This is a genomic window from Paenibacillus sp. MB22_1 (assembly GCF_047200555.1).
Taxonomy (GTDB): Bacteria; Bacillota; Bacilli; order Paenibacillales; family Paenibacillaceae; genus Fontibacillus; species Fontibacillus phoenicis.
Map to the genome: position 1 here is coordinate 1972753 of NZ_JBLADV010000002.1, position 18091 is coordinate 1990843.

General features: G+C 56.3%; 15 protein-coding genes and 1 riboswitch. Of the genes, 12 read left to right on the forward strand and 3 right to left on the reverse strand.

The features are described from left to right. Nucleotides 1-10: 10 nt before the first annotated feature. The 3 genes from ACL02P_RS20860 to ACL02P_RS20870 are packed head-to-tail and all read left to right on the forward strand — an operon-like array spanning nucleotide 11 to nucleotide 3419. A complete protein-coding gene (locus tag ACL02P_RS20860; RefSeq protein WP_412838014.1) occupies nucleotides 11-1516 on the forward strand; it encodes an HD-GYP domain-containing protein in 1506 nt (501 codons plus the stop codon). Nucleotides 1517-1555: 39 nt separating this feature from the next. Next, on the forward strand, nucleotides 1556-2995 hold the full coding sequence (locus ACL02P_RS20865) for an ATP-binding protein (RefSeq protein ID WP_412838015.1): 1440 nt from the start codon (nucleotides 1556-1558) through the stop codon (nucleotides 2993-2995). A 40-nt stretch (nucleotides 2996-3035) separates the two neighbouring features. Further along, a complete protein-coding gene (locus tag ACL02P_RS20870) occupies nucleotides 3036-3419 on the forward strand; it encodes a RidA family protein (RefSeq protein WP_028538088.1) in 384 nt (127 codons plus the stop codon). A 268-nt stretch (nucleotides 3420-3687) separates the two neighbouring features. Here the strand turns inward: ACL02P_RS20870 and ACL02P_RS20875 are convergent, their stop codons facing one another. Further along, nucleotides 3688-4467, reverse strand: coding sequence for a hypothetical protein (locus ACL02P_RS20875; protein WP_412838016.1), 780 nt, complete (start codon nucleotides 4465-4467; stop codon nucleotides 3688-3690). A gap of 183 nt (nucleotides 4468-4650) precedes the next feature. Between ACL02P_RS20875 and ACL02P_RS20880 the strand changes: the two genes are divergently transcribed. From ACL02P_RS20880 to ACL02P_RS20905, 6 genes are all read left to right on the forward strand, one after another. After that, entirely contained in the window at nucleotides 4651-7812 is a 3162-nt protein-coding gene (locus tag ACL02P_RS20880; RefSeq protein WP_412838017.1) for a DEAD/DEAH box helicase, read from the forward strand. A 62-nt stretch (nucleotides 7813-7874) separates the two neighbouring features. Then, nucleotides 7875-8918 carry a hypothetical protein gene (locus ACL02P_RS20885; RefSeq protein WP_412838018.1) on the forward strand — a complete coding sequence of 348 codons (1044 nt, stop codon included), beginning with the start codon at nucleotides 7875-7877 and terminating at the stop codon, nucleotides 8916-8918. A 126-nt stretch (nucleotides 8919-9044) separates the two neighbouring features. Continuing rightward, nucleotides 9045-9848 (forward strand): zinc ribbon domain-containing protein, encoded by an 804-nt coding sequence (locus ACL02P_RS20890; RefSeq protein ID WP_009224049.1) that lies wholly within the window; start codon nucleotides 9045-9047, stop codon nucleotides 9846-9848. Nucleotides 9849-10111: 263 nt separating this feature from the next. Further along, nucleotides 10112-10417 (forward strand): hypothetical protein, encoded by a 306-nt coding sequence (locus tag ACL02P_RS20895; protein ID WP_036644472.1) that lies wholly within the window; start codon nucleotides 10112-10114, stop codon nucleotides 10415-10417. A 122-nt stretch (nucleotides 10418-10539) separates the two neighbouring features. Next, nucleotides 10540-10639: riboswitch (purine riboswitch) on the forward strand. Nucleotides 10640-10808: 169 nt separating this feature from the next. After that, the gene (locus tag ACL02P_RS20900) at nucleotides 10809-11399 is read left to right on the forward strand and encodes a xanthine phosphoribosyltransferase (protein ID WP_009224051.1); all 591 of its coding nucleotides are present in this window, start codon (nucleotides 10809-10811) and stop codon (nucleotides 11397-11399) included. 34 nt (nucleotides 11400-11433) lie between these two features. After that, nucleotides 11434-12801, forward strand: a complete 1368-nt coding sequence (locus ACL02P_RS20905; protein ID WP_009224052.1) for a nucleobase:cation symporter-2 family protein — start codon at nucleotides 11434-11436, stop codon at nucleotides 12799-12801. Nucleotides 12802-12826: 25 nt separating this feature from the next. Here the strand turns inward: ACL02P_RS20905 and ACL02P_RS20910 are convergent, their stop codons facing one another. Together ACL02P_RS20910 and ACL02P_RS20915 are read right to left on the reverse strand one after the other, a co-directional pair. Beyond that, a complete protein-coding gene (locus tag ACL02P_RS20910) occupies nucleotides 12827-13165 on the reverse strand; it encodes a DUF4870 domain-containing protein (RefSeq protein WP_009224053.1) in 339 nt (112 codons plus the stop codon). Nucleotides 13166-13224: 59 nt separating this feature from the next. After that, nucleotides 13225-14391, reverse strand: a complete 1167-nt coding sequence (locus ACL02P_RS20915) for an MGDG synthase family glycosyltransferase (protein ID WP_412838019.1) — start codon at nucleotides 14389-14391, stop codon at nucleotides 13225-13227. A gap of 272 nt (nucleotides 14392-14663) precedes the next feature. Here ACL02P_RS20915 and ACL02P_RS20920 point away from each other — a divergent pair, with 272 nt between their 5' ends. The 3 genes from ACL02P_RS20920 to ltrA all read left to right on the forward strand — a co-directional run bounded on the left by ACL02P_RS20920 (nucleotide 14664) and on the right by ltrA (nucleotide 17608). Continuing rightward, nucleotides 14664-14852 carry a hypothetical protein gene (locus tag ACL02P_RS20920; protein WP_009224055.1) on the forward strand — a complete coding sequence of 63 codons (189 nt, stop codon included), beginning with the start codon at nucleotides 14664-14666 and terminating at the stop codon, nucleotides 14850-14852. 139 nt (nucleotides 14853-14991) lie between these two features. Beyond that, nucleotides 14992-15747 (forward strand): type I methionyl aminopeptidase, encoded by a 756-nt coding sequence (gene map, locus ACL02P_RS20925; RefSeq protein ID WP_009224056.1) that lies wholly within the window; start codon nucleotides 14992-14994, stop codon nucleotides 15745-15747. Between the two features lie 568 nt (nucleotides 15748-16315). Beyond that, a complete protein-coding gene (gene ltrA / locus ACL02P_RS20930; RefSeq protein ID WP_009226730.1) occupies nucleotides 16316-17608 on the forward strand; it encodes a group II intron reverse transcriptase/maturase in 1293 nt (430 codons plus the stop codon). Nucleotides 17609-18091 lie beyond the last annotated feature (483 nt).

Consider the following 18091-nt stretch of genomic DNA (forward strand, 5'->3'; position numbering starts at 1 on the left):
GGCATCCTCCTTGACGGTATACAGGACGTTTATTTCGCGCCTATTACTCAATTACGCAGCAGGACTCCTGCTTGCGATCATCGCGGTCGCGAGCCTTATCGCCGCTGCACCGCTGAATATATCCCCTTCGGACTATGCCTGGCTGAACAGAATTCTGGTCTTGTCGCTATGCTGCATGCTGGGGCTGGAATGGATGGTGTTCACCCGGCAAATCAAGCCCATCCGCAGCGTGTTCATGGAGGAAGTGGGGAGCTACCAAACACTTCAAAATGTCTATATCCGCACACATCGCCTGCCATCGCTTGCTGTCAAGCGGATTCTCGGACCTCATTTGTTTGGTTTGGTCGTCCCGGGCGCGGCCCTATCGTTGGGATTAATCCGGACCGGCCACCTATCGATTTCGCCTTACTACGTGTTGCTGGCTGCCTTAAGCGGAATACTGGTCAGCAGCATGCATGCGTTAGTCGAATATTATTTAACCTCCTATGCGATTCGTCCTGTCCTGCAGGAGCTGATTTCCTGGAGCCGCAGGATGTTTGGCAAAGATTTATCGCTTCACGGCAGGGTTATCGTCCCGGTATCTCGAAAATTAATATGGAGCTTTTCCTTGATGAGTATGGCTCCCTTGCTGCTGTATAGCTTATCCATGCAGTTCCGGATTGAGGACCTTGACCATGGAGCTTATGCTTATTGGCAGTGGGCCGGATATATCTTGGCCGTGAGCATCCTATTCGCAGTGATTGGCTCCCGGCTGTTGGCCCGCGAAATCATGCTGCCGATTCAGCATTTGTACGAGCGGATGTCCGAGGTGAAAACCGGCAGCATTCGTACAGCGGCCAGCGATATGTTTTCTGATGAATTTTCTCGTCTGATCACAGGATTTAATCATATGCTGAGCGGGCTGCAAACCCAGGCAGCCCGAAATAGCCAACTGGTAGACAGTTATTTCGCAACTCTGGCAGCGGCGCTGGACGCCCGCGACCCGTATACGGCTGGACACTCGCTTAGAGTGGCTGAATACGCCGTCAAAATCGGTGAGTTGGCCCAGTTGCCCGAAGAACGCATCGATGAGCTGCGCAAGTCGGCGTTGCTCCATGATATCGGGAAAATCGGCATTCGCGATGCGGTTCTGCTGAAGGAGGGCCGTTTAACCGACGAGGAATGGCAGCAGGTGAAGCAGCACCCCGTGCTTGGGGAAGCGATTTTAAAGCAGGTCGAGCCTGCGGATGCGATGGCTCCTTATTTGCCGGGGGTCCGGTCGCATCATGAGCGTTATGATGGAAGAGGTTATCCGGACGGGTTGGACGGGGAGGAGATCCCGCTTTTCGGGCGGATTATCGCTGTGGCCGACGCCTTTGACGCCATGACCTCAGACCGGCCTTACCGGAAGGGCCTAGCAAGAGACCGAGCGATTGACATTCTGGAGCGAGGCCGTGGAACCCAATGGGATCCTTACTTCGCCGGACTGTTGGTGCAGCATTTTCGCAGCGAGACCCAAAAAAAAGAGTCCAGCTGATCTCGGAGAGAAGCGGGTTCTACGAGCAGGAGTGGGGGGATGGGGATCGGAATTAGCTTTTTGCTAAATCTAAGCTTGTTGATCACGGTCGCTTATTTAGCCAATATCCTATATAAATACGGTTTGCGAAAAATGCCGCAGCGCAGCCTGTACGTCCTGTCTGTTCTAATGATGATTTTTTCGGGCTGGATTTGTATCAAGTTTGGCTTCCGGCTTAATGACGACGTCAGATTCGACCTTCGGGCAGTGCCGCTAATTATAGCGGCATTTGTTTATTCCCAGCCATTAACCTTGATCGTCATCGGCGTCGGGATTGGCCTGGCCCGCCTGACGTTTGGTTTGAGCGATGCAGCGATGGCCGGTTTGTTGAACCTGACGATCTTGGGATTTGTGTGTGCCGGACTTAATCTCTGGATGCGGCGGACAAGCTACCGTTTTGCCATCAAAGGGATCGTAACTATCCTCGTTGTCAATGTGATCAACTCTCTGAACCTTGCCGTAATCGGGGTGGTGCCTCCCAAGCATTATTTGCTGGATATCATGCCGATTGCGCTACCGTTAAGCATTCTGCTCAGTTTGGGATTTGCCCTGATCCTTCGCGATTTTCAGCTTGGGGCAAGACAGAACCTGGAGCTGAAATACGCGAACGAGCTGCTCCGCAAACAGGCCGATGAGCTGCAGAAGGCCAAGATTGGGCTGGAAGACCGGGCGGAGCAGTTAGCTGAAGCATCCAGCCATAAATCGGAGTTCTTGGCAACGATGTCGCATGAATTGCGAACGCCGCTCAACAGTATTATCAACCTGGCGGAGATGATCGCCGAATCCGACGAAGCCAGCGAGGAAATTTCGGAATATGGCCGGATCATTCACAAGTCGGGGGAAGAGTTGCTGCAGATCATTAATGACATTTTGGATTTGTCCAAGGTGGAGGCAGGGCGGCTGGAGATCACGAACGAGGAAGTGGTGTTGGCAGAGATCCCCGTTTGGATGCAACTGCAGTTTGAGCAGATTGCCGCTCAGAAGAAAATTGCATTTACGACCCGACTGGAGGAAAGTCTGCCCGATTCCATCATCTCCGATCCGCAGCGGATCGCACAAATCCTGCGGAATTTATTGTCCAATGCGTTTAAGTTTACGCATGAGGGACATGTAGAGCTAGACATCCGCCGCGCTCCGGCGAAGGGGACGGCCGAAGGGGAATGGCTGGTCTTCACCGTCTCGGATACCGGCATCGGCGTTGCCGAGGACAAGCAGCGGGCGGTATTCGAGGCGTTTCAGCAGGCCGACGGCTCAATTAGTCGGCGATATGGGGGGACCGGTCTGGGCCTGTCGATCAGCAGCAACCTGGCCCGCCTGCTTGGGGGGCACCTCCGTATGGAAAGCCAAGAAGGGCGAGGCAGCACCTTTTCCTTCTATTTGCCTTTAAAAATCGCTCGATCCCATTCCGGCGAAGTTCATGTACAGTCTGAGTTGCCGTGACGAAGGGGTTATCGGTAAAATGGGGAGAAGAAAGGATGGGATGATGAAGATGAAACAAGTAATTTCTACGACCGCTGCGCCAGGTGCCATTGGTCCATATTCGCAGGGGATTCAACTGGGAGATTTGATCTTTACTTCCGGCCAATTGGGATTGGTGCCGGAAACCGGTCAGCTTGCTGAAGGCGTGGAAGCACAGGCTGCACAAGCGCTGCGGAACGTTCAGGCAGTATTGGCTGCAGCCGGCAGCGGATTGGACAAGGTCATCAAGACGACTGTATTTTTGAAGGACATGAACGATTTTGCCAAGGTGAACGAAGTTTATGGTTCGTTCTTCGCAGAGCCGTATCCCGCGCGCAGTGCCGTCGAAGTGGCGCGTCTGCCTAAGGATGGTCTGGTTGAGATCGAGGTTATTGCGGTTAAGTAAAATATCCCTTGCGGCGGCTTTTTCGTATTATTAGGTCAACCAGAATTTCTGGTTGGCCTTTTTGTGGGGGGAGGTACCTATGTCGGCCGCTTTCCTTTCGTGATTATCCCGTTGCTTCAGGGAGTGGGGGGGATCGATCTCCGCTGCGAGGGAGTGGAGAAAACCAATCTCCGCTTCGAAAATGGATTAGATACGCCCCCTCCCCGATTCTGAACAAAAGGGATAATCGTGCAAAAGGACGCGTGAAAGGGCCCAAGGGGGTGGAACTTTAGTCCCGCTCATGAGAGCGCAGAAAGGCAATCCAGAGTGCGTACACGATCAAGGCTAGCGCTCCGGCGCTGGAGGCAATGGCCACAATTTGGTGCAGCTGAGGACCGGCTGCAATGGCGTCATACCCCCACGCGAACGTGAGCGGGACGATCGCGTCACGCCATCGGAATCCAACAAAGCAGGCGCTGAGGATCCCTACCACGAGCAGCAGCAGGGTGAGTCCAAGATGTGATGGAACGGAAACGGAAGCTGCGGAAATCGAGGTTGCAGAAATAGAGGGATGGGTTAGCAAGGCGTCCACGCTGGCAAGAGCTGTAACGCAGATCCATCCGAAATATAAGCTGAACGGCAGGCGTACGAACCAGATCTCTGCGGCTGACGGGCGAAGGATATTCCGGGTACTGCTGTACATCGAGGCCGCCACGAACACGAGCAGGAACAACGCCAGGATAGACAGCAGGGGTTGCCGCTCCCCTAGTGTGATCCACACGATGGAGAGGGTGCAGGAAAGCAGGAAGCGCACTGGCATAGGCGTCACAGAAAACGGCTCGCGGTTAGGCTGCAGCAGCGGGTAAAGGACCCAGCCGGTCAACAGGGCATAAATGAGCAGCCATATCGTAAAAGTATAGCCCGCCGGCGTGAGGAGCACGTATAATCCGTGGGGAAACCCTTGGGGCCGGCGCAAGCCAAACGGAAGTGCTGCTGCCGCCAGGTTTGCCGCCATTAACGCCGCAAACGAGGCGAGATTCAACCAATGACCAGACCGGCCGCGCAACATGGGAATACACCTCCTTGAATCTTTTTTTTGTACTAGAAATATTCCCCATTTCTCCTCAAATGATAAGGGAGAGTATAGAGAGGCAGCGGGACGGGAAGGAAGGCGGTTTTATAAGCAGCCGTTTTCGTATAAGATGTTAGTAATGAATTTGGCTAGAATTAGGATAACCGACGGGAGATCACCATGAATCAACGTCTTTATGGAATATGGCTGGGCGATGTATTGTTTTGCTTCTCCGGCGAAGTATCGGAGTCGAAGGTGGATGCTTGGACCGCCGTGCTCCGGCGCAAGGAGCTGGAGCCGGGAGTCCGGCCGTTTCAGCATGCCGTGCTTCGGTTGGCAGAGGTCAGGTATCCGGTCTCTTCCGTGCGGAGGTCATACAAGAACGGGGAGCGGCGCAGTCTGATCGGCCGATCCCTGGAAGGATTGGCTTTGCCTGTGCCGGAGGCTTGGCGTTTGCTGCTGCATTGGGACGAATCCGTCTGGGAGGAGCAGGGAATCAAGCCGGGCGCGGAAATGAGCTATTGGAGCAAGGCGGCCAAGTTCGCCTTAGAGCTGCTGCTGCGCGGCCGAATTGCGCCATCCATCCGTCCGGTGGCGGCCACCGGACGCCGCCGCGGGTCGCAGGGTCAAATGCGCGCGGCTTGGGGACCACTCCTGACCGAGCCGGACGACGAGGCACGGTTCCGGCGTCTAGCCGGGGCGATGCCGCCGATCTGTATCGCCGCCGTGCAAACTGGGGCAGGGGCATCCTCTGAAGACGAGGGGACGCTGGAGGATCGGCAGATGGCGGTGCTGCATTCTTTTTTGACGGCAATGATTGATCACGAAGCGCGCGGGGCGGTTCAGGATTTGGGACGGAAGCTGAATGCCAGCCGGGCGGACTATCACCGGGGTTCGTCGCCGCTGGCGGAGTTGTGGTGGAACGGCTTGCTAACCGGCGCACAGCCGCCGGATATTCAAGGCAGTGCGACGGAGCTGGATCAGCTGAGTGCAGACATCGCTGCTGCTGGCGGCGGACGTCCCCGAGCTGAGGAAACCGAGACCGGCGGTCTGGAAACGGGAAGCTTGCGCCTCTGCCTGCGTGTGGAACCGTATCAGGATGGTCATGGCGAGACCGCGGAGGGTGAAGCAGCGACTGCACTTTGGCGGCTAAGCTTCTGGGCTGAGGGAGCTGAGAATCCCAGCGTGCTGCTGCCAGCCGGGCTCATCTGGAGCTATCCCGGGCCCGACATGGAAATTCACGGTCTTCTGTACCGGAACGTACAGGAGAACTTCCTGCTGCGGCTGAGCAAAGCAGCTGGGGTATCTCGGGAAGTCGCCGCTGCGTTGGAGCATCCTCGCCCGCAGGATCTGCTTATGGACCCCAAAGACCTGATCACGTTCTTAAGCAAGTCGGTGCCGGCGCTGCGCAAGCTTGGCGTGAACGTGCAAATGCCAAGCCGCTGGACCCGGGAGGGACGGCGTTCCGCCAGCATCCGTATCAGAACCCGAGGGTTCGCGAGCGGGATGCCGGAGGGCGGTGGTGACGGGATGCCAAGGCTGGGAGTGGATCAGCTGGTCGCTTTTGAAGCGGAGGCGCTGCTTGGGGGGCGTGAGCTTACCCGGGAAGAGTTGATGGAGCTGGCGTCGGCGAAGCTGCCGCTCGTTTTTTTTCGCGGCGAATGGATTGAAGTGGATGCGAAGGAGATCCGGCAGGTGCTGAAGTTCATGAAGCGCCATGAAAACGGCACCTTGACCTTCCGCGAATTGATGCACCTCGCTTCCGGCGATCAGGAAGTCCAACTGGAGGGCGTGAACATCGCCGGCATCGAAACCACCGGGATGTTGTCTATCCTGATGGCAGGCGGAGCTGTTCGGCAACTCCATCCGCGTCCGGTGCCATCCGGATTAAACGGAACGCTGCGCCCCTATCAGGAACGGGGATACCAGTGGCTGGTCACGATGCGCGAGCTGGGTTTCGGTGCATTGCTGGCCGACGATATGGGTTTGGGGAAAACGGTGCAGGTGATCTCCGTGTTGTTGGATGGCGTTCAGCAGGCAGGGGCCAAAAGCTTGATCATCTGTCCGACTTCTTTGCTAGGCAATTGGCAACGGGAGTTTTCCCGGTTTGCTCCGGGGCTAAAGCTATACGTGCACCACGGGAGCGACCGTTACCGCGAGGAGCGGTTCTTGCAGGAGCACCGGGCATGCGATGTGGTTCTGACGACGTATCAGCTGGCCGGCCGCGATGCGAAGGAGCTGCGTTCGGCGGAATGGACGACGGTGGTGCTGGACGAAGCCCAGTACATCAAAAATTACGGAACCAAGCAAGCGCAAAGCGTGATGAAGCTCAGCGCGCCTCACCGAATCGCCATGACGGGCACCCCGGTGGAGAATAGGCTCAGCGAATTGTGGTCGATTTTTCAATTCCTGAACCCGGGATACTTAGGCACGCATGCCTCGTTTCGGACGCGTTACACCGGGTCTGGGGGAGAACAGCAAGCAGCCGAGCTGCAGAAGCTGCGGAAGTTGGTTGCGCCGTTTCTGCTGCGCCGGCTCAAGAGCGATCCGGACATCCGCAAGGACTTGCCGGAGAAAATCGAGCTGAAATCGTATTGCTCGTTAACCGTTGAACAGGCTCGCTTGTATCAATCGGTGACGGCGGAGCTGCTGGATCAGATCGGAAGCCAGAGCGGCATCGCCCGCAAAGGATTGGTGTTATCTTCGCTGACCCGGTTAAAGCAAATTTGTGATCATCCCGAGCTGGTTGTAGGAAGCCGGCCTGCGAAGACGGCCGCTTTTGGCCGCTCCGGCAAAATGGAACGGCTCGGCGAGCTGCTTGACATGATTATGGACAACGGAGAAGGGGCGCTGATCTTCACGCAATACGTACGGATGGGTGAACTGCTGCAGGAGCGATTAACGGAGCGGTATGGTGTACGGCCGTTTTTTCTGCACGGCGGGGTGCCGAAGGCCGAGCGGGATCAGATGGTCCGGGCTTTTCAGGAGGGCGAAGGCTCGCCGATTTTCGTGTTATCGCTGAAGGCTGGCGGCGTCGGCCTTAACCTGACCCGGGCGAATCATGTGGTCCACTATGACCGGTGGTGGAATCCGGCGGTGGAAAACCAGGCGACGGACCGGGTATTCCGGATCGGGCAGCAAAAGAACGTCGAGGTACATAAGCTGATCTGCCAAGGAACGCTGGAGGAACGAATCGACGAATTAATCGAGCGAAAAAAAACGCTGTCTGAGCAGGTGGTTGGCTCCGGTGAGCAATGGCTGACGGAAATGAGCGACGAGGAGCTGCGCAACCTGATCGTGCTGCAGGAAAGCGGACTGTTCCCGGAGGGAGCGTTTGGTTGAGCGAAAAAGATAGGATGCCGAAACAATAGGCTTGCTGAGACTTGCTGAGAGGAGGAACACGCATGACCAGGCCCAAGACGAACGCGCAGGAACTTGCCCAGCCGGTTGTCCGCTATGAAGCCGGCGGGCTGCAAGTGGAACTGGAACGGGATCATGTGGTGTTGATCCCGCTGGCCCCAGCCGCAGAGCAGGAAAAGCAAGCGCTGCTGCGCCAGCTCGCGGAGCGGCCGCGCCTTGTGGCGGCGCTGGCCGAAAGCGGGGCCGGCGGCATTGCGAAGCTGCTGCCGGCAGATCGTGCGCCAGGCGCGCCTGGCGGCGTGCGCTGCGCGTGCGGCGACCCCGGCTGCGCCCGGCTGGCGCCGGCGCTGGCCGCTGCGCGTGCGGCCTGGGCGGCCGACGCCGAGCTGCGGCTGCGCCAGCTCGGCTGGACGCGCGAGGCGCTGCTCGCCGCCGTCTGGGCGGCCTGGGCCGCCGAGGCGCCGCTGGCGGACGCCGAAGCGGCGCTGCGCCGTGCCGCCGGGCCGCGCGAAGGCGCCCGGCGCGAGGCCGCCGGCCCGGGCGGTCCGCCGCTGGCCGAGCGGCTGGCAGAGGCAGCCGAGCAAGGCCGGCTGCACCAGCCCGGGCCGGAGTTCCACGACGTCGACGTGGAACTCGGCCCTGCGGGCCCGCCGGCGGCAGGCAAACAGCCGCCGGCGGGCACGGACCCCGCGCCGTGGGCAGCGCTGCTGCCCGGCGTGCGGGGGGCGGCGACGGGGCTGTCGCTCGTCGCCGAGCGGGTCATGCAGCGGGCGGAGGAACTCGCCGCCCCGCTGCGGCGCTTGGCCGGACTGACTGCTGTGCACGGTCAGTCCGGCCAAGCGCCGCCTCGCACGGCGGCGCCCAGAGGCGCCTTATCGCGCTACGGCCTGTGGGCCCGCCTCTTGGGAGTCCCCCTCACACATGCCCCAAAATGTTCATTTCCCACCTCTCCACACCCTTCATGGGCTGGTTCGGCAAACTTCTTCACCCCGCACTTTCACCGAATGGAAAGGATATTGTACCATCAAAATCAGCAGATCTCGTGCAGCCAAGGCCAGTGTTCCTTAGGAGCACAAAGGGGCATTTGAGGTCCCGTAATTGGAGCTTGATGGCCGCTGTGAACCTTAAGAAGCCGCTTCCTGAGTCGCAGGACGGTTTCATGGGGGTGCAAAATCTGGTATGATTATGAATATTTCGCGGGGAGGAATCATGTCATGAAAATTTTACAACGCTTGAAAGACGGTGCGGGCAAGGTTACCGATCGCGCGCAAAATGTCGTGGAGATTAGTAAACTAAACACTCAAATTTCAAATATCGAACGTGAGCTTGGTTTATATTTTCATAAAATGGGCGAAGTGTTCTATGAGGCTTATCGGAAGAAGGATATGGCCGCAGCGGAAAAAGAGATGCTCGAGCTGGCCAAAACCTGCGATTTGCTGACGGAAGAACGCGACGAAATTCGGATGAAAATCGCCGAGCTCAAAAATGAACGCTTATGCGGCGCCTGCGGCCGGAACGTGGCGGAAGACGCCTTGTTCTGCCAATACTGCGGCCATAAGCTGGCCGTGGCGAAGAAGGCCGTTCCGACCGAGCTGCTGAAGCCGGTGCAGAAGCCGGTGAAGTCCCCGGCAGCCAGCGAGGCGGCCGCTAGCGCCGAGCCGCCTGTGATGAAGCGGGTCGAGGTAGACGAGATGGATACGTTGGAGCTTGCCGCGTCCCTCGTTCGGGAGAAAGCAGAGCAACGGGAGTCGGCGCCCGTATCTGGAGCGGTGGAGCCGATCGATCCTGAGGAAGAGGAGCGTCTCCAGCGCGAGCTGGAGCGGGAACGCAGACGTCAGGAGGAGCTGGATCGCCGCATTCGCAGTTGGAAGCAGGACGCCGCCGCTCCGCAGCCGGAGAGTTCGGCGGAACCTGAACTCATCATCGGCGGGGTGGCCACGGTGAAATGCCAAATCTGCTCGTCGACGCTGGTAAAAGGGACAAAATGGTGCCCGCATTGCGGCTCAGAACAAATCTAGCATTTTAACGCTGGATCGCCGGCTTAAAGAAAGTTCATCAGGTTGTCATAAAATCCACTGCCGCAGCAGCACGCTGATTCGTAGTAATAGCTAAGAGCATGCGGTCTACGCCGGCACGGCGGCCCAGGGGCTGGGTGAGATGAAGCAGCTCCGCAGCTGTCGTGCCGTTTTTCTTATCGCGGGCGTTCGGCTTTAAGTGGATGCTCCCGCCTGCGGCAGGGGATGCTATACCGCATAGAACATGATACAGGAGCGTGCAGCACATGGAATGCATTGTACATTTTGACGTCGTACATAAGGATGAAGTGAAGCACTTGCGCGGACTACTCTTCCTCGATCAAGGGAAGACTCCGAGTGAAGCTGACTATCTGCAAATGTTTGACGAGATGGGATATAAGCTGCGTTTGGAGGATCGGAAGAATCTTGTGTTCAAGCCAACGGAAGCCGGTGCGGATTACAGCGAGATCCGGGTACGCCGCCTCGACACGGGGGAGAAGACGTACAAGGAAGACGGCGAATTAAAAACGCTGCTCACCCATCTTTTGCCGCAAGAGCCGAAGCCGCTTTAACCAGTCTCTGGCGCGGTTTGACGGCACTGCTTCTCGCAGGGCTTTGCAAAGTTTTCACAGAACCCTAAAAGATTCCTCTTTCTCTACCCGGGCGGAATGCGTTATACTTCTAGCATTGGTTAAATGCGAATCCATGAATTTTCCGTATAAGTGCAGGAATTGGCCTGCACGTCTCTACCTGATCACCGGAATGATCGGACTACGGAAAGTACCGCCGTGCATGTGCCCGGGAACCAAGGGGATCAGCTATAGGCTTTCGCTGCCCTGATCGCTGGTTTTGCTATTCGGGTTTATTAGGTGCTTTCTAAATTTAAAGTCCATTTCCGTTGAGAAATGGGCTTTTTTGCGTTTAGTTCATGTGATGAATTATTAGAGGAAAGGGGACACAGGAATGAAGCTGCTGAGAGACAAGGTGATGGCAGAAGGGATTGTACTGGGGAACCAGGTGTTGAAAGTAGATTCGTTTCTTAACCATCAAATGGATCCGGTGCTGATGAAGGAGATTGGGGCTGAGTTCGCCCGGCGCTTTGCCGAAGAAGGCATCACGAAGGTGCTGACGATTGAATCCTCGGGGATTGCCCCGGCGATCATGACCGCGCTGGAGCTGAATGTGCCGATGATCTTTGCCCGCAAGCATCAATCCTTGACGCTGAAGGACAACATTTTTGTGGAAAAAGTCTACTCGTTCACCAAGCGGGAAACCAACGAGATCACCGTATCGAAAAAGTTTCTGCGTGCAGAGGATCGGGTGCTGATCGTGGACGACTTTTTGGCGAACGGCGAGGCGGCCTTTGGACTAGCCCGCATCGTGGAGAAAGCCGGAGCTTCGGTCGCCGGCATCGGGATCGTCATTGAGAAGTCGTTCCAGCCGGGAGCCCGGCTGCTTACGGAAGCAGGGTACCGCGTTGAATCGCTTGTTCGGGTTGCCTCGCTGGAAGACGGTGCGGTGACTTTCGTTGAGGATACACCGAATTATTCATGAGATGAACTAATCATCGGGGAGGAACCAGAATTCTATGGAACGCGAACGTATTTTTCAGAAACACCGTCATCCGCTTAAAACCTTTTCGCTAGGCTTGCAGCACGTATTGGCTATGTATGCCGGGGCTGTGATCGTACCGCTGATCGTTGGAGGCGCGCTGAACTTCACTAACCAACAGCTGACTTACCTGATCGCTATCGACTTGTTGGCTTGCGGTGTAGCTACGCTGCTTCAAGTCTGGGGGAACCGCCTGTTTGGCATCGGGCTTCCGGTGATGCTGGGCTGCGCTTTTCAGGCCGTGTCGCCGATGATTGCCATCGGGCTGACAGACGGCGCAGGGGTCTCCGCCATTTACGGTGCGATTATTGCCTCCGGGCTGTTTGTTTTCCTCTTTGCCGGTTTGTTCGGCAAGCTGATTGCGTTGTTTCCGCCGGTCGTGACTGGCTCCGTGGTCACTATTATCGGTGTCACGCTGATTCCGGTGGCGATTTCGGATCTTGGCGGCGGCAGTCCGGGTGAGAATCCCGACTTTGGGAGCCCGCTTAATCTTGCGCTTGGATTTGGGGTATTGCTGTTCGTTATTTTGATGAACCGCTTTGCCAAGGGCTTTCCGCGTTCCATCTCCGTCTTGCTGGGTCTGATTGCAGGGACGCTGGTGGCTGCGCTCGCCGGGAAAGTAGATTTGACGCCGCTGAAGGAAGCCAGCTGGTTTCATGCGGTACAACCGTTTTATTTTGGTGCACCTACGTTCCACGCTTCAGCGATTCTGACGATGATTCTGGTGGCGATCGTGAGCGTTGCCGAGTCGACCGGCGTATTTATGGCGCTTGGAAAAATCGTGGATAAAGAGATTACGGATAAGGATTTGACGCGGGGGTATCGGGCGGAAGGGCTGGCGATCATGCTCGGCGGGATATTTAACTCGTTTCCGTATACGACATATTCCCAAAATGTCGGGCTTGTCCAAATGAGCCGGGTGAAAACCCGCGACGTGATCGTAGTGGCCGGTACGCTGCTGATCTTGATCGGCTTCGTGCCGAAGATCGCCGCATTAACGCAGCTGGTACCTACGTCGGTGCTCGGCGGAGCGATGATCGCGTTGTTTGGTCTTGTTTTGTCCTCCGGGATTCGGATGTTGGGCGACCAAGTGGATTTGAACCGGCATGAAAACCTGCTGATCATCGCTTGTTCCGTCGGCATGGGGCTGGGTGTGACCGTGCTGCCTGAACTGTTCGACCGGCTGCCGGCCGCGCTGCGGATTCTGGTGGACAATGGCATCGTCGCCGGCAGCTTTACGGCGATTGTGATGAATTTGCTGTTTAACGGTTGGAAGGGTCAGCGCAAGGCAGCTGTGCTGAATGGGGCCGCTGAACCAAGCGAATCCGTCAAAGCTACAGCGTAAAAAGTGCCTCGGTCTAGCCGGAGAATTACATCCGTTGCAGTTGCTTTTCCGCGAGTTCGCCGATCCAAGGCAGCTTCAGCCATTTGCCCTGGAGCGCAGCCAGCATCATGATAATCCAAAGCGTAACGCCCAGCAGGGTCAGCAGCAGATTGACGACCACGCCGATGATCGGCAGAAAGCCGGACAAGGCATGGGCCAGCATGAATCCGCCAAACAGCATGACCGATTGCAGGGCGTGGAACAGCACGAATCGACTGCGCCGCTCTAGGACAAGGAATGCAACTCCGCCCACAAAAGCAAGCAGGTAGCACAGGAAGCCGGCGACATTTTCGTAGAGGCCGGTGGATGATTTGAAAGGGGACATGAGGACGACACCTTCTTTCAGGAGAGGATTGTCTTATCCTAAATGTATGACGAGCCCCCTCATGAAAGAACCAGCTCGGCCCGCTTGGGCGCGAACCACTGCTCTAAAATATCGTCTGCAATCACCTCCGCGGCTTCAGGCCGGCGGAGGTGATCTATTTTTTGGCGAAGCTCGGTTAGCCGGTGTGGGTCCCGAAAGAGCGCGTCGATTTCCTCGGTCAGCTCCGCAGGGGTACGGGCGATACAGGCAACGCCTTTTTGTGCGAGGTAACGCGCATTATTGAGCTCTTGCCCGGGAACGGGGCGGTAGACGAACACCGGCAGCCGGCAAGCCAGCGCCTCGGACAAGGTAATCCCTCCCGGCTTGGTTACGATGCAGTCGCATTTTCGCATCAATGCAGCTACCTGCTCGACATACTCCAAGAGGTGCACGTCTGGATGGGGAGGGAGTTGCTCGTGCAGTGCACGGTGTAGCTCGCGGTTCCTTCCGCAAACGGCGATCACCCGGTAACGCTCCAGCGCCATAAACCGCTCGATCACCTCGCGTACTCCCTGCATGGAACCGTAGGCTCCTGCCATCAGTAGGACGGTGGTTTTGCCGGTGCGGTTGTCTGGGAAAAGGTCTTGAAGGGGGCCGATGAGGCGTTCTTCACCTGCGGGATGTTGATGGTTAAACTCTGGTTTTACCGGGATGCCGCTTACCCGTATGCGATCTTCGGCGATCCCCCGGCTGATCATTTCCGCTTTCAAGTCGTCGGTTGCGACGTAGTAGCGGTCGACTCCGGAGTGAATCCATCGTCCGTGCAGGTCAAAGTCGGTGATGATATTCGCCAGCGGCAGCGATTGGCCGGTCCGCTTCAGCAGTCTAGGCATCGCGAGCTGGGGGAAGGTGTGGATGATCAGATTCGGCTGGGCTTGTCGCAGCGTTTGTTGCAGCTTGCTGATGCCAAACGAATTGATGACCTCGAGCAGCGGCGCTTCTTGCGGCATTTGTTTGGTGGCGTTGTAGACCCAGCCGTAGAGGCCGGGGATGGTTTTGAAGCTTTGCATATACACGAACTTCGTCAGCCCGTTGATCAGCGGATGAGCTTCAGCCATCAGATCAAGCAGCGTGATGTCGGTGACGCCTATGCTTCGCAAGCTGGCTTCCACCGCTTTGGAGGCTTGGTAATGCCCATCCCCGTAGCTGGCATATAAAATAAGGATTTTTGGAGACCGGGAAGTCATGGCTGTATCACTCCTCTTCATGTCCAGGCAATGCCCCTCAACTGCTTGTAGTTTGCCCCTGCACCCCGTTTATAAATAGTATTAGGTGAAGCGGATAAAAAATGTACAATTGGAAGAAAGCTGAAACCTTCTTCTGAATATGTTACAATAAGACAATAGGAGGTCTTTCCATTACAACTAAATAGCCGGCACAGCTTCATGAATCTGAACCCGCACTTTTCGGCATCGCAAAATCGGAGCATTTACCTTAAGCGTTCTGGGAGGGAATCAGTATGGCAACGAAAGGTCATGATGAAGTGAAAGAAAGTTTACGGGAAATGACCCGAATCTTCAGACCGAAAGATCCGAAGAAGTTCGTGAAAGAATATGTACGCAAGTATCGGATTATGGGCGGCTATGAAGAGGAATTGACCCACCTGGTTGAGCATGAGCTCGGGAAATTGGACTCGTCTGTTTCCTGAACCATTGAGATGGAAGGATATTCGCCGTTCCGGCGCCTTGGGCGTTCGGGACGGTTTTTTTCTTCTGTTCCCACATATATTAAACTGACGGGAACATCACGAAATCAATCGTCGTAGGGCAGCGGAAGGAGAACAGGACGTGAAGGTACGCATAAAAACGAAAGAGGAAATCAAGCGGATCCGTGAGGCGGGACGGATATTGGCCGAGTGCCACCGCGAAATCGCCAAAATGATCGGGCCGGGTATAACCACCCTGGAGATCGACGCCTTCGTGGAGTCGTTTTTGGCGAAGCGGGGAGCTAAGGCGGAGCAAAAGGGATACCACGGGTTTCCGTTTGCGACTTGTGCGTCGATGAATGACGTGGTTTGCCACGGGTTCCCGAGCGATCGTAAGCTGGCGCTCGGAGATATCGTCACGATCGACATTGTGGTAGGCAAAAACGGCTGGATGGCCGATTCCGGCTGGTCTTACCGGATCGGACAGGTGAGCGCTGAGGCGGAGAAGCTGCTGACGACCACCGAGCAGGCGTTGCTGGCCGGGATCGCGCAGGCGGTCCCCGGCAATAAGATCGGGGACATCGGGTATGCGGTGCAGCGCGTGGCGCAGGCCGCGAACATCGGCATCGTGAAGCCGCTGATCGGCCACGGCATCGGCCAGTCGATGCACGAAGCGCCGGACGTGCCGAACTTCGGCCGGCCGCGCACGGGAGTGACGCTGCGGCCGGGGATGGTCATCACGATCGAGCCGATCTTCACCGGCGGGGAAACCGGCGCGGTGCTGTGGGAGGATGACGGCTGGACGATCCGTACCGCGGACGGCAGCCTCGGCGCGCATTATGAACACACGCTGGCGATCACGGAGGACGGACCGCTGGTGCTGACAAACGGGGAATAACGCGGACGAAGAGAGAGCGGAAAGCTCTCTTTTTTGTTTGGCGTGCCCAGCTAAGCACGCATCTTCTAGCCGGTGAAAGTCCGGTCGCGGGAAGGGCCAAGCCCCCGCGTAGCTAGGATACCTACGTATGGCGAAATCTGTACGTAGAAGCGTATCGACGAAAGTACCTGTCAGAGGCAGGGCGAGCAACATACCAGGCCGTAACATGAAAGTGAATCCTGCCGCGTCGTCAAAAAGGCCTCGCAAGAGGGAAAAGAGGAAGCCGAGTCCCGCGTACATGGACGAAGGCCATGGAAGCTGCCTAGAACTTGGAGCGGCAGTGAAGAATCCTCCGGCGTAGAGGGAACGGCATGGTATGAAAGAGGATGCAGTGAACTGGGGAGGCCCTCCCCTCCCCTGCACGGTTGCAGAAACCGTAAAGAGGCCTTCTATAAGCCCCAGAGGTGAAGTGAACGGTCTGCAGGAAGGGAGTCCGAGGGGCTCATAGTACCGTGGAACGCAGGACAACACAACCTGCGGGAGGGAAGGAGCCCTGCTTTGTTCAAGTTTCTTGAGGAGGTACGAGTCAGTGAATGCCAAACGGCTAACAACACCAGAGGAAAACGTTCAAGAACTCCAAGGGAAACTCGGTCATGCGGCCAAGGAGAACAAGAAGCGAAGATTTCACGCGCTGTACGACAAGGTCTATCGGGTAGACATCTTATGGGAAGCGTGGCGAAGGGTACGAGCCAACGAGGGCTCGGCAGGAGTGGATGGAGAGACGTTGGCAGACATCGAGAAACAGGGAGAAATGCGTTTTGTGCTTGAATGTCAACGGCTACTGAAAGAAGGGAAGTACCATCCACAACCCGTTAGACGCCACTACATCCCGAAGAAAGATGGCAAACTGCGACCGCTGGGGATCCCGACGGTGAGAGACCGCGTCATCCAGATGGCGACCAAACTCGTCATGGAACCCATTTTCGAGGCGGATTTTCAGGACACGTCTTTCGGTTTTCGGCCTAAGCGGAGCGCGAAACAGGCGTTGGAGCGAATCCGGAAAGCATGCAACCGCAAAGGAAATTGGGTGGTCGACGTCGACATCCAAGGCTACTTCGACAACATCAATCAGGAGAAACTGATGAAGCTGATCGAAATGCGGATCAGTGACAGGCGAATCTTGAAGTTGGTGAGGAAGTGGTTAGGTGCGGGAGTGATGGAAGAAGGAAACATCCGACGCTCAGACTTGGGTACACCGCAAGGGGGAGTGATCTCACCACTGCTGGCGAACATCTACCTGAATTACTTTGATCTTCTGTGGGAACGACATGGCGGTAAGCTTGGGGAACTGACGCGTTATGCAGATGATCTGGTGATCATCTGCAAGACGAAGAAGGACGCACAGCGGGCCTATGAACTCATACGAGCGATTATGGAACGCCTGGAATTAACCCTGCACCCCACGAAAACGCGCATCGTTGGACTTTGGACTGGGGAAGAAGGCTTCGATTTTCTGGGCATGCATCATCGAAAGACGAAGGCCGAAACATCCAAAGGCCAAGTGTACTACACAACCCAGCAGTGGTTGTGCCGGAAGGCGGAAGAGCGAATACGGGAAGGGGTAAAAGAGCGATTAGCTCCGCCAGGTATGCGACGCCTGAGTTTCGAAGAGCACGTGGAGTACCTGAATCCAAAGATTCAAGGCTGGCGCAATTACTACTACACAGCTTACAGCCAGAGGAAGATGGCGAAGTTGGATTGGTATATCCGGCAGCGGTTTGCGAAGTGGTATGCTAAGAAACACAAACGCAGACGATGGTTGAGTTCGCTGCGCGAAGTGAAGTCTTTGTCTATTCAATATGGACTTAAAACGCTCTTGTAATCTGCATGCTCATGATGACGAACATCGGAAAGCCGTATGAGGGAAAACCTCACGTACGGTTTGATGAGGAGGGGCTGGGCCCCGCCCAGCCTTTCACTCTAGCTTTGTTCTAACGGAACCTAGAGCCGCTATTTGTCCAGTTTAGTGGTGTCCCTGAATGCTAACGGAACCAGGAGACCTTATTTGAGAGGTGGACAGCGAAATGGCCGCCAAAAAAGTGCAATAAGGTCATTACGTTCCGTTACAGCGGGAAATAGCCGGGAAATGAGCAAATAAGGTCGCTACGTTCCGTTAGAGTTACGAAATAAAGTTTGAAGAAATGTCAAAAATGAAGCGGAGCAGGGAAACGTCACAATTCGCCGAGATTTGTTCAAAATTGGCAGCCTTTTCACTCGGTGTCGAACTGGGGAAAACGTTCACAAAACCTTTTGTGGTGCGGGTTCTCGGATTTTTGAACAATTTGTGAACTGACCCCGAATCATT

Coding starts and splice junctions, on each gene's coding strand:
- ACL02P_RS20880 (WP_412838017.1), top strand. CDS start 4,651: ATGAATCAACGTCTTTATGGAATATGGCTGGGCGATGTATTGTTTTGC.
- ACL02P_RS20865 (WP_412838015.1), top strand. CDS start 1,556: ATGGGGATCGGAATTAGCTTTTTGCTAAATCTAAGCTTGTTGATCACG.
- ACL02P_RS20870 (WP_028538088.1), top strand. CDS start 3,036: ATGATGAAGATGAAACAAGTAATTTCTACGACCGCTGCGCCAGGTGCC.
- ACL02P_RS20900 (WP_009224051.1), top strand. CDS start 10,809: ATGAAGCTGCTGAGAGACAAGGTGATGGCAGAAGGGATTGTACTGGGG.
- ACL02P_RS20905 (WP_009224052.1), top strand. CDS start 11,434: ATGGAACGCGAACGTATTTTTCAGAAACACCGTCATCCGCTTAAAACC.
- ACL02P_RS20890 (WP_009224049.1), top strand. CDS start 9,045: ATGAAAATTTTACAACGCTTGAAAGACGGTGCGGGCAAGGTTACCGAT.
- ACL02P_RS20920 (WP_009224055.1), top strand. CDS start 14,664: ATGGCAACGAAAGGTCATGATGAAGTGAAAGAAAGTTTACGGGAAATG.
- ACL02P_RS20915 (WP_412838019.1), bottom strand. CDS start 14,391: ATGACTTCCCGGTCTCCAAAAATCCTTATTTTATATGCCAGCTACGGG.
- ACL02P_RS20875 (WP_412838016.1), bottom strand. CDS start 4,467: ATGTTGCGCGGCCGGTCTGGTCATTGGTTGAATCTCGCCTCGTTTGCG.
- ACL02P_RS20910 (WP_009224053.1), bottom strand. CDS start 13,165: ATGTCCCCTTTCAAATCATCCACCGGCCTCTACGAAAATGTCGCCGGC.
- ACL02P_RS20885 (WP_412838018.1), top strand. CDS start 7,875: ATGACCAGGCCCAAGACGAACGCGCAGGAACTTGCCCAGCCGGTTGTC.
- ACL02P_RS20895 (WP_036644472.1), top strand. CDS start 10,112: ATGGAATGCATTGTACATTTTGACGTCGTACATAAGGATGAAGTGAAG.